This is a genomic window from Mycobacterium sp. TH-M82 (assembly GCF_057473605.1).
On sequence record NZ_JBYCKY010000136.1, the window covers coordinates 1 to 10,065 of the forward strand.

General features: G+C 64.8%; 7 protein-coding genes and 4 pseudogenes. 10 read left to right on the forward strand and 1 reads right to left on the reverse strand.

Features of this window, described 5'->3' with window-relative positions; translation table 11 throughout:
• The 3 genes from AC2VON_RS04035 to AC2VON_RS04045 all read left to right on the forward strand — a co-directional run.
• The coding region (locus AC2VON_RS04035) for a thiolase family protein (protein WP_486951784.1) at nucleotides 1-716 on the forward strand (716 nt) is incomplete at its 5' end.
• An 84-nt stretch (nucleotides 717-800) separates the two neighbouring features.
• On the forward strand, nucleotides 801-1,910 hold the full coding sequence (locus tag AC2VON_RS04040) for an NDMA-dependent alcohol dehydrogenase (RefSeq protein ID WP_486951785.1): 1,110 nt from the start codon (nucleotides 801-803) through the stop codon (nucleotides 1,908-1,910).
• 228 nt (nucleotides 1,911-2,138) lie between these two features.
• Nucleotides 2,139-2,657, forward strand: coding sequence for a homocitrate synthase (locus tag AC2VON_RS04045; protein WP_486951786.1), 519 nt, complete (start codon nucleotides 2,139-2,141; stop codon nucleotides 2,655-2,657).
• An 85-nt stretch (nucleotides 2,658-2,742) separates the two neighbouring features.
• Here the strand turns inward: AC2VON_RS04045 and AC2VON_RS04050 are convergent, their stop codons facing one another.
• The gene (locus AC2VON_RS04050) at nucleotides 2,743-4,233 is read right to left on the reverse strand and encodes a cytochrome P450 (RefSeq protein WP_486951787.1); all 1,491 of its coding nucleotides are present in this window, start codon (nucleotides 4,231-4,233) and stop codon (nucleotides 2,743-2,745) included.
• 96 nt (nucleotides 4,234-4,329) lie between these two features.
• Here AC2VON_RS04050 and AC2VON_RS04055 point away from each other — a divergent pair, with 96 nt between their 5' ends.
• From AC2VON_RS04055 to nrdE, 7 genes and pseudogenes are all read left to right on the forward strand, one after another.
• Nucleotides 4,330-4,977, forward strand: a complete 648-nt coding sequence (locus tag AC2VON_RS04055) for a TetR/AcrR family transcriptional regulator (RefSeq protein ID WP_486951788.1) — start codon at nucleotides 4,330-4,332, stop codon at nucleotides 4,975-4,977.
• Between the two features lie 39 nt (nucleotides 4,978-5,016).
• On the forward strand, nucleotides 5,017-5,943 hold the full coding sequence (locus AC2VON_RS04060) for an SDR family oxidoreductase (protein ID WP_486951789.1): 927 nt from the start codon (nucleotides 5,017-5,019) through the stop codon (nucleotides 5,941-5,943).
• A 402-nt stretch (nucleotides 5,944-6,345) separates the two neighbouring features.
• Nucleotides 6,346-6,594, forward strand: coding sequence for a redoxin NrdH (locus AC2VON_RS04065; RefSeq protein WP_486951790.1), 249 nt, complete (start codon nucleotides 6,346-6,348; stop codon nucleotides 6,592-6,594).
• A gap of 54 nt (nucleotides 6,595-6,648) precedes the next feature.
• Nucleotides 6,649-6,887: pseudogene (gene nrdI / locus AC2VON_RS04070) on the forward strand (class Ib ribonucleoside-diphosphate reductase assembly flavoprotein NrdI); the annotation flags it as partial.
• Nucleotides 6,888-6,943: 56 nt separating this feature from the next.
• Nucleotides 6,944-7,417: pseudogene (locus tag AC2VON_RS04075) on the forward strand (ribonucleotide reductase N-terminal alpha domain-containing protein); the annotation flags it as partial.
• A 15-nt stretch (nucleotides 7,418-7,432) separates the two neighbouring features.
• Nucleotides 7,433-8,611 (forward strand): annotated as a pseudogene (locus tag AC2VON_RS04080) (LAGLIDADG family homing endonuclease); the annotation flags it as partial.
• Between the two features lie 24 nt (nucleotides 8,612-8,635).
• Nucleotides 8,636-10,065, forward strand: a pseudogene (gene nrdE, locus AC2VON_RS04085) (class 1b ribonucleoside-diphosphate reductase subunit alpha); the annotation flags it as partial.

The window sequence follows — 10,065 nt, forward strand, 5'->3', positions numbered from 1 at the left end:
CCAACTGGCTGGCGATGAACTGCCGCCGCCATATGGAGTTGTACGGCACCACCAAGGAGCAGCTGGGCTGGCTCGCCGTCAACAACAGGCGCAACGCTGCGGCGAATCCGCTGGCGGTGTACCGGGAACCGATGACGATGGCCGACTACCTGGCCGCGCGGCCGATCTCCACACCGTTCGGGCTGTTGGATTGCGACGTGCCGGTCGACGGGTCGATCGCGGTGGTGGTCTCGGCCGCCGACTACGCCGGCGGCTGCCCGCACCGGCCGGTGGCGGTGGAGGCGGTCGGTGGGGCGAACGGGGCCGGCGGCTGGTTCCACCGGCCCGACTACCCGAAGATGGCCTCGGCCGACGCTGCCGCGCAGCTGTGGTCGCGGACCGATTTGCGACCCGCCGACCTGGACCTGGCCGAACTGTACGACGGGTTCACGTTCCTGACCATCGACTGGCTGGAGGCGCTGGGGATCTGCGGCGTCGGCGAGGGTGGGCCGTTCGTCGACGGCGCGGTACGGATTTCCCGCGACGGCACACTGCCGCTGAACACCTACGGCGGGCAGCTGTCGGCGGGGCGGATGCACGGCTACTGGGTGCTGCACGAGGCGTGTTTGCAGCTGCGCGGTGACGCCGGCCCGCGACAGCTGCCGCAGCGTCCGGAGGTGGCGGTGGCCAGCGCCGGCGGCGGTCCGATCGCCGGATGCATGCTGTTGACGTGTTGAGCCGCTGAGCACGTTTCCCGATCGCCCGTCGGGGGACGCCCTGCGGTGATAGCTTTGAGCCGCCGTCCACCCGGGGAGGCAGCGATGAAGACCAAAGCGGCCGTCGTGCACGAGGCGAACCGACCCTACGAGCTCATGGAGCTGGACCTCGACGGCCCCGGTCCCGGCGAGGTGCTGATCACATTCGCCGCCGCCGGGCTGTGTCACTCCGACCTGCACCTGGCGAACGGTGACTGGCCGGCCCGCTACCCGATCGTCGGCGGGCATGAGGGCTCCGGGGTGATCGAGGACGTCGGGCCCGGGGTGAGCAAGGTCAAACCCGGCGATCACGTGGTGTGCTGCTTCATCCCCAGCTGCGGGACGTGCCGGTACTGCTCGACCGGCCGGCAGAGCCTCTGTGACATGGGCGCCACCATCCTGGAGGGCTGCATGCCCGACGGCAGCTTCCGGTTCCATTCCGGGGGCACAGATTACGGCGGATTCTGCATGTTGGGCACCTTCGCCGAGCGGGCGAGCGTGTCGCAGCACTCGGTGGTCAAGGTCGACGACTGGCTGCCGCTGGAGACGGCCGTGCTGGTCGGCTGCGGGGTGCCCACCGGTTGGGCCGGCGCCAACTACTCCGGCGGAGTCCGCGCCGGTGACACCGTGGTCATCTACGGCATCGGCGGCGTCGGGATCAACGCGGTGCAGGGTGCGGTGCACGCGGGCGCCAAGCATGTGGTGGTCGTGGACCCGGTGGCGTTCAAACGCGACACCGCCGTGAAGTTCGGCGCCACCCATGCGTTCGCCACCGCCGACGAGGCGATGGCAAAGGTCGCGGAGCTGACCTGGGGGCAGATGGCCGACCAGGCACTGGTCACCGTCGGCCACCTCGACGAGGCCGTCATCACCGCCGGCTTCAACACCGTCGGTAAGGGCGGCGTCGTGGTCATCATCGGGCTGGGCCGGCTGGAGGATCTCGACGTGCACGTCTCGGGTTCAGCGATGGCTCTGTTCGAGAAGACGATCAAGGGCAGCCTGTTCGGTTCGGCCAACCCGCAATACGACATCGTCCGGCTGCTGCGCCTCTACGACGCCGGCCAGCTCAAGCTCGACGAGCTGATCACCCGCCGCTACACGCTGGAGCAGGTCAACGAGGGCTACCAGGACCTGCGCGACGGCAAGATCATCCGCGGCGTCATCACCTACAACTGACTTTCGACCGCCCGGTCAACCCAGCCGGTCTGGGTGAACTCACCCGGCGATGTGAACCGGCCGGCGGGTGAGGTTGCACGGTAGGTCGGGATGGGACTACTGTGGGCGATCGTGCGTCATCTTGCGGTAGCCAGCACCCGCAGCGGGGTCTGATCCGGGCCGACCCCCCGCTGCGGGTCGGTAGCTACTTTTTGTCGGTCGCTCCCTTCGAGCAGAAGAAGCCGGCAGATGACTTCCCCCAAGCTCTCTCTTCATCGCAGTCCCGCGATGCCATGCTGTACTGCGGGCGCACGATTCGCCAAGAAATTCGGCATGCCGCTGCCACGCGGGCTGCGCGAACAGGCCGCGCAGCTCTCGTGGGAAGACTTCGTTACCGCCTACGGCCACGCCCAAGGGCCGCTGCGGCTGGGGCGGTGGGCCTGCCTGGACGGCGAGCGGCCCGCGACCCGGCTGGGACCGCAGGGCCGCACATATCAGGCGACGATCACCGTCGGCGGCCGCATCGGCACCTGCACCGCCGCGGCAAACGGTCCGATCGCTGCGCTCACCACGATGCTGCACGAGCAGGGAGTCACCGTGGAGATGCTGCGGTTTCACCAACTGGGCTGCCGGGACCAGACCGCCACGTTCATCCACGGGTCCGACGGTCGTCGTGCGGCGTGGGCGGTGGGCTTTGCGGCAGATCCCGCGGAGTCCGCGCTGGATGCGATCATCACCTGTGCCAACCGGCTGCTGACGGCGACCTGACGACGCCGCCGGGCGCAGCAGGGATCACCCGATCACCGATTCGCGGCAGCGATGTCACCTCGGTCACGTGCCAGGTCGCATCGCTTTAATGCAGCGGGCGCAACACGATCGGCATGCCGTCGATCGGGATCGGCATCCCGCCGTAGTCCCAGCGCGGCCGGTAGCCGGGCCGCGACAGCTCCAGCCGGTAGCGGCGCAGCAGCCGGTGGACGACGGTCTTGACCTCGAGACGCCCGTAGACCATCCCGATGCACTTGTGGACGCCGCCGCCGAATGGTGCGAACGCGTAGCGGTGCTTCTTGTGCTCGGCGCGCGGTTCGAGGAAGCGCTCCGGGTCGAATCGCCCAGGGTTGGTGAACAACTCGGGCAGCCGGTGATTCATCCCCGGCCAGGTCACCACGTGGGTGCCGGCCGGCAGGTAATAGCCCAGCAGGTCGGTGTCGCGCACGGTCTGGCGCATGTTGAACGGCAGCGGCGTGACCAGCCGCAGCGACTCGTCCATCACCAGGTCCAGCGTCTCCAGCTTCTCCAGCGACTCGATGTCGAGTGGCCCGTCGCCCAGCCGGGTCGACTCGTCGCGGGCCCGCTCCTGCCACTGCGGGTAGGCGGCCAGGTGGTAGACCATCGTGGTGATGGTCGACGTGGTGGTGTCGTGGGCGGCCATCATCACAAAGATCATGTGGTTGACGATGTCCTCGTCGGTGAAGCTGTTGCCGTCCTCGTCGGCGGTGTGGCACAGCACGGTCAGCATGTCGGTGCCCTCGGCGTGACGGCGTTCGACGACCCGCGCGGCGAAGTAGTCCTCGAGCATCTTGCGGCCCTGCAGACCCCGCCACCACTTGAACGGCGGAACCGACTTGCGGATGATCGCGCCGCCGGCGCGGGTGGTCGCCTCGAACGCGTTGTTCACCCTGGCGACCAGCTTGTGGTCGTCACGCAGGTCCTGGCCCATGAACACCACCGACGCAACGTCGAGGGTGAGTTCCTTGATGGCCGGATGGAACAAGAACCGAGCGTCGTCGGCCGGCCAGCCGGCCACGATCGGGGTGGCGACCCGGTCCATGTCCTCGACATAGCTGGCCAGTCGCGGGCGGGTGAACGCTCCCTGCATGATCCGTTTGTGCGCCAGGTGCTCGTCGAAGTCCAACAGCATCAGGCCGCGGTCGAAAAACGGTCCGATGACCGGAATCCAACCGGTTGTCGAGTAGTCCTTGTTTTTGTTGGTGAAGATCGTCTGGGTGGCTTCCGGTCCGAGGGCGACGATCGACGACAGGATCGGCGACTCGGCGAAATACACCGGGCCGTGCTTCTTGTAAAGGAACAGCGGAAAATCGGGCCCCTCCCGGAACATCTCGATGATGTGCCCGAGGATCGGCAATCCGGAGTCGCCCAGGACAGGCTTGAGTCCGCTGCCGGGTGGCGGGTCGGCCAGCTTCTTCTGTTTCCAGTCCACGTTCAGCAGCCGTTTCTCGACCAGTCCCATGCCGGGGATGTTGTTCACCGTCGGGAACAGTCGGCGCCTGGCCTGATCGAGGAGGTAGTGCGGGGTGCTGATGGTGGTCTTGGCGCTAGTCATGCATGCTCCTCGACGGGGCCCGGTCGTGGTGGGTTGTGGTGGCCACTATCCTTCGACCAAACTTGACGGCTGTCAAGTTTACGGCAGGATCGAGGGGTGAGCGCGCACAAGGACCGGAACCGGGGCACGTCGGCCCCCACCAGGCGCGGCGACAAACAGCGGCAGGCGATCGTGGCGGCGGTGCGCGAGCTGCTGGAGGAAAAACCGTTCGCGGAGCTGTCGGTCAGCGCGATCAGCGACCGGGCCGGTGTGGCGCGGTCCGGGTTCTACTTCTACTTCGACTCCAAATACGCGGTGCTGGCGCAGATCCTGGCCGAGGCGGTCCACGAGCTCGAGGAGCTCACCCAGCACTTCGCCCCGCGCGGCGGCGACGAGTCACCGCCGGCGTTCGCCCGACGCATGGTGGGCAGTGCGGCCGCGGTCTACGCCCACAACGATCCGGTGATGTCGGCGTGCAACGTCGCCCGCAGCACCGATGCCGAGATCCGGGAGATCCTCGATGCGCAACTTGACAGTCTGATCGACCAGATCGTCGGCGTCGTCACCGACGAGATCAACGCCGGCACCGCCGATCCGATCAGCGACGACGTTCCGGCACTGGTCCGCACCCTGACGGTGACGACCGCGTTCATGCTCTCCGGCGACACCGCGTATCTGGGTCCGGACCGCGACGTGGTGCGCGGTGTCCGGGTGCTCGAAGCGCTGTGGCTCAACGCGCTCTGGGGCGGCGCCGGCGCCCGTTAGGCCACACCAACCCCGTTACCGCCGGTATCGTCATCGACCATGGCGACCAAGCTCGCGAAGCGCTACACGGATAAGAGGTGCTTCATCACCGGGGCGGCCAGCGGCATCGGCCGTGCCACGGCGCTGCGACTGGCCGGCCTGGGCGCCGAGTTGTACCTGACCGACCGCAACGCCGACGGCTTGGCCGAAACCGTGGCCGACGCCCGCGCGCTGGGAGCGCAGGTGCCCGAGCACCGGGTGGCGGATATCGCCGATCACGACGACGTCGCCGCGTTCGCCGCCGACATCCACTCGCGGCATCCGGCGATGGACGTCGTGATGAACGTCGCCGGGATATCGGCGTGGGGGACCGTCGACCGGCTCACTCACGAACAGTGGACCAAGCTCGTCGCGATCAACCTGATGGGGCCGATCCACGTCATCGAGGAGTTCCTCCCGCCGATGCTGGCCGCTCGGCGGGGCGGGCACCTGGTCAATGTGTCCTCGGCCGCCGGGCTGGTGGCGCTGCCCTGGCACGCGGCCTACAGCGCCAGCAAGTACGGCCTGCGCGGGTTGTCCGAGGTGCTGCGTTTCGACTTGGCGCGGCACCACATCGGGGTGTCGGTGGTGGTTCCGGGCGCGGTGCGGACTCCACTGGTCAACACGGTCGAGATCGCCGGTGTCGACCGCGATGACCCGAATGTGGTCCGCTGGGTGGAACGGTTTAGCGGCCATGCGGTGTCGCCGGAGCGGGCGGCGGAGAAGATCCTGGTCGGCGTGGCGAAGAACCGCTACCTCATCTACACCTCGGCCGACATCCGGGCGCTGTATGCGTTCAAACGGGTGGCCTGGTGGCCCTACAGCGTGGCGATGCGCAAGGTCAACGTGCTGTTCACCCGGGCGCTGCGGCCGGGGTCGCCGCGGCGCCAACTCAAGGCGAACACTGGGAAGACTGGGAAGACTGGGAAGACTGGGAACACCGAGTAACCGACTTTGCTGGAGGGTGGTCTCGCTGCCCTCGGCGGGGAGAAGGCGTCGGTGGTAGATGAAAGATCTGGGGGTGTGATCACCCCGATGCCCGTTTGTGACCTGCGACACGCCGCCTGACACGACGCGCGCGCGCTTGCGACCTGCGAATTTCAACAATGTTCTTCAGAACATCTAGTATTGCTTCTCATTGCCGACCACTAGGTGTAGTGTCCGTGGCACCGACAGATCCGGGATCACCTGGTCGGCCGGACCGCGCAAACCGGCACAGATTCGGTGCCCGGCACAGTCGCGGTCGACCGGAATCTTCAGATCTGGTGGTCCGCTGAACGGCAGTACGAGTGCAGTATCCGATCCATTGCCAGTCCGTCGTGAGAGATTCGCTGAGGAGGCGTACCACCGATGACTCATCCCTCTATCACCGTGTACACCAAGCCCGCGTGCGTGCAGTGCAACGCCACCTACAAAGCGCTGGACAAACAGGGCATCGCCTATCAGAAGGTCGACATCACCCTGGACCCCGATGCACGGGACTACGTCATGGCGCTGGGCTATCTGCAGGCCCCCGTGGTGGTGGCCGACGGCGAGCACTGGTCGGGTTTTCGGCCGGACCGCATCAAGGCGCTGGCCGGAACCGCGCTCAGCGCGTAACCGGAGTCCGGGCTGAAGGAGGTCGCGGTGTCTCGGGAATCAGGGCGCAGCAAGTTTTTGAACAGCGATCGCAACCGGGGGTTGATCCGGGGTGGATCGCCGCCGGCAACACCAACTTCGGTTCGGAATTCTGCTACGCCGGCGACGTGGTCGCGCGCAAATGCGGTGTGCCGTACCTGTACCGCTTTGAACTGATGGGAACCGACGAGGATGTGCAAGCCGTCCGCGCGGGTTTGACCGATTTGTGGAAGGACGAGACGTGTCACCTATTGTTGCAGCCGCAGAGCCGGTAACCGCAACCATCCCCAGCGTGCCGGCGGGCGAAGCGGACTACCATGCCCTGAACGCGATGCTGAACCTGTATGACGCCGACGGCAGGATTCAGCTCGACAAGGACGTCGCCGCCGCGCACCAATACTTCCGGCAGCACGTCAACCAGAACACGGTGTTCTTCCACGACCTCGACGAGAAGCTGGACTACCTCGTCGACCAGCAGTACTACGAGCGCGAGGTGCTGGAGCAGTACTCGCGGGCGTTCGTCAAATCGCTGTTCGACCGGGCGTATGCCAAGAAGTTCCGGTTCCCGACGTTTCTGGGTGCGTTCAAGTACTACACCTCCTACACGCTGAAGACCTTTGACGGCAAGCGCTATCTGGAGCGCTTCGAGGACCGGGTGTGCATGGTGGCGCTGAGCCTGGCCGCCGGCGACACCGCGCTGGCCGAACGTCTGGTCGAGGAGATCATCGAAGGCCGTTTCCAGCCGGCCACCCCGACCTTCCTGAACGCCGGCAAGCAACAGCGCGGCGAGGCGGTTAGCTGTTTCCCGGCGGGAACTCCGGTGGATACGCCCGACGGTTCTCGAGCCATTGAGACGCTGCGACCTGGCGATCGGGTTCTGTCCCACGACGGCTCCTACCGTGAGGTGGAGGCGCTGGTGACGAATCCAAACGACCAAGCGCTGGTAACGATTTCCCACTTCGGGCACAAAGACCCGATTCGTTGCACCCCCGAGCATCCAATCCTCGTCTGGACCACACGCGACGTCGAGACGTTGATCGACGGCGATGGCGCCGACCCTTTCAACGGATTCGTATGGCTGGCCGCGCAGGACGTGCAGCCGTCCGATTTCATCGTGACCGCTGCGCCGCTAGGGGGGCGCCCCCGGCGCGTGCTCGACCTCATGGACTACGTCGGTGACGGCCTCTACGAAGAGGTCGATGGACTGATCCGTAAGGTCAATACCGACGCCAAGCATCGAAACAAGCAGCGCCACAGCCAACGCTTCGTTGCCGTCAATCGATATGTCGAAGAGTCCTACGAGTTGGGGCTGATCCTCGGCTGGTACATCGCCGAAGGGTATGTGTCTAAGAGGTCCGGTGTGGAAGGCGTGCGCCCCAATGCCGTCCACTTCATAATGGGTGCTCGTGAGGTCGACTACCAGGTCCAGTTGAACATGGCATTCAAGCAGGTGTTCGGAGTTGACCTGACCTCCAACACCAACGCATCCGATCATTCCATCAAGATGGACTGCAACAGCAAAGTCGTGGCCTCGCTACTGCTGTCGCTGGCCGGAACCGGTTACGGCACCAAGCGGCTGGCACATGGCGTTCTGGCCGCAGACGAAGACTTCCAGCGGGGTCTGCTGTCCGGGCTCTTCCGCGGCGACGGGTGCAGCACCGCCGGCGGGATGGTGCTCGATCTGGTTAACCCAGAGCTGGTTGACCAGGTGCAGCTGATTCTGCGCCGCCTCGGCATCATGTCGGTGGTTCGCCGCTACGTCAACCAAGCGGGCAACCCCACCGGCCATGTCTTCGTGCCCGGGCTGCCCGGTATCAACGAGGACTTCATCTTCGACATCGGCAAGAATCTGCACAATTACGTTGGCCGTAAGGGCACGAATCGCTTGAACTATCAGATTGTGCACGGCCGTCATGTGTATGGCGTCCGCGCGATTGAGCGCACTGCCGATGTTCCGGACACGGTGTACAACCTCCACGTCGAGGGCACGCATACCTACACAATTCGTGGCACGGTCGTTCACAACTGCTTCCTTTTGCGCATCGAGGACAACATGGAGTCGATTGGCCGCTCCATCAACTCCGCGCTGCAGCTGTCCAAGCGTGGCGGGGGAGTGGCGTTGCTGCTGACCAACATTCGCGAGCACGGCGCACCGATCAAGAACATCGAGAACCAGTCATCGGGTGTTATCCCGATCATGAAGCTGCTGGAGGACTCGTTCTCCTACGCCAACCAGCTCGGTGCCCGTCAAGGAGCGGGTGCGGTGTACCTGCACGCCCATCACCCCGACATCTACCGGTTCCTGGACACCAAGCGGGAGAACGCCGACGAGAAGATACGGATCAAGACACTGAGTCTCGGCGTGGTGATCCCCGACATCACCTTCGAGCTGGCCAGGAAGAACGAGGACATGTACCTGTTCTCGCCGTACGACGTCGAGCGGGTCTACGGAGTTGCGTTCGCTGACATCTCGGTCACCGAGAAGTACTACGAGATGGTCGACAATCCGAACATCCGCAAGGCCAAGATCAAGGCGCGCGAGCTCTTCCAGACCATCGCCGAGCTGCAGTTCGAGTCCGGCTATCCGTACATCATGTTCGAGGATACGGTCAATCGAGCCAATCCCATTGAAGGCAGGATCACCCACTCCAATCTGTGCTCGGAGATCCTGCAGGTGTCCACGGCGTCGGTGTTCAATGAGGATCTCTCGTATTCACAAGTGGGCAAAGATATCTCGTGCAATCTGGGTTCGCTGAACATTGCCAAGACGATGGACTCGCCCGACTTCGCGCAGACTATCGAGGTGGCTATCCGGGGGCTCACCGCGGTATCCGACCAGACTCACATCTGGTCGGTGCCGTCGATCGAGAAGGGTAACAGCGAATCACACGCTATCGGCCTGGGTCAGATGAACCTGCACGGGTACCTCGCCCGCGAGCACATCTTCTACGGCTCCGAAGAAGGAATCGACTTCACCAACATCTACTTCTACACGGTGCTATATCACGCGCTGCGAGCATCGAATCGCATCGCGATTGAACGAGGAACGTGTTTCCACGGGTTCGAGCAGTCCAAGTACGCGTCGGGGGAGTTCTTCGACAAATACACCGACCAGGTCTGGGAGCCCAAGACGGAGAAGGTTCTTCGGCTGTTCTCGAACGCCGACATCCGCATCCCCAACCAGGACGACTGGCGCCGGCTGAAGGAGTCGGTGGTCGCGCACGGCATCTACAACCAGAACCTCCAGGCGGTGCCGCCGACCGGCTCGATCTCCTACATCAACCACTCGACGAGCTCGATCCATCCGATTGTGTCCAAGGTCGAGATCCGTAAAGAGGGCAAGATCGGCCGGGTCTACTACCCGGCGCCGTACATGACCAACGACAACCTGGAGTACTTCGACGACGCCTACGAGATCGGGCCGGAGAAGATCATCGACACCTACGCCGCGGC

Bases quoted from the DNA above. Each gene is read 5' to 3' on its own strand.
- AC2VON_RS04045 (WP_486951786.1), top strand. From the start codon at position 2,139: ATGACTTCCCCCAAGCTCTCTCTTCATCGCAGTCCCGCGATGCCATGC.
- AC2VON_RS04060 (WP_486951789.1), top strand. From the start codon at position 5,017: ATGGCGACCAAGCTCGCGAAGCGCTACACGGATAAGAGGTGCTTCATC.
- AC2VON_RS04040 (WP_486951785.1), top strand. From the start codon at position 801: ATGAAGACCAAAGCGGCCGTCGTGCACGAGGCGAACCGACCCTACGAG.
- AC2VON_RS04050 (WP_486951787.1), bottom strand. From the start codon at position 4,233: ATGACTAGCGCCAAGACCACCATCAGCACCCCGCACTACCTCCTCGAT.
- AC2VON_RS04065 (WP_486951790.1), top strand. From the start codon at position 6,346: ATGACTCATCCCTCTATCACCGTGTACACCAAGCCCGCGTGCGTGCAG.